The 529-nt window shown below is 48.4% G+C and carries 1 protein-coding gene and 1 pseudogene; both read left to right on the forward strand.

Annotated features, from left to right (window positions below):
* The first annotated feature begins 12 nt into the window (after positions 1-12).
* Positions 13-162 carry a flagellar protein FliT gene (fliT, locus tag K5E19_RS23850; RefSeq protein ID WP_311775534.1) on the forward strand — a complete coding sequence of 50 codons (150 nt, stop codon included), beginning with the start codon at positions 13-15 and terminating at the stop codon, positions 160-162.
* Positions 163-263: 101 nt separating this feature from the next.
* Positions 264-529: pseudogene (locus K5E19_RS23855) on the forward strand (alpha-amylase); the annotation flags it as partial.

The following is a 529-nucleotide window of genomic DNA, read 5'->3' on the forward strand; positions in this document are numbered from 1 at the left end:
ATTCTGAAACAGATCCTCAGCAATGAGGTGGAACTCAAAGCGTTATTGCATCAGCGTATGGAAGAGTTAAAAGCTCTGGTTGGGCAAACCTCCCGACAACATAATCTTAATGCGACCTATGGACGTCTATCAGGCAATATCCTTTTACCCAACGATCTCTAGATTGACGGTGGCCCTGGCGGGTGAATGAAATTTCGTATTTCACCCGCTAATTCTTTTCTTCTCGACCATACTCTCTGTGTCCTCATTCTGGAGCACGGAAGATGAAAAACCCCACTCTATTACAATGTTTTCACTGGTATTACCCCACAGGCGGTGAGCTGTGGCAGGAAGTCACTGCACTGGCACCCAATCTCAACGAGATCGGCATCAACATGATTTGGCTGCCTCCGGCTTGCAAAGGCGCATCGGGCGGGTATTCCGTCGTATATGACTCTTACGATCTTTTCGATCTCGGTGAGTTTGACCAGAAAGGGTCCGTCGCCAGCAAATACGGTGATAAAGCCCAGCTGCTAGAAGCCATCAATGC

The sequence above is a fragment of the Enterobacter sp. RIT637 genome (genome assembly GCF_019718755.1).
Classification (GTDB): Bacteria; Pseudomonadota; Gammaproteobacteria; order Enterobacterales; family Enterobacteriaceae; genus Enterobacter.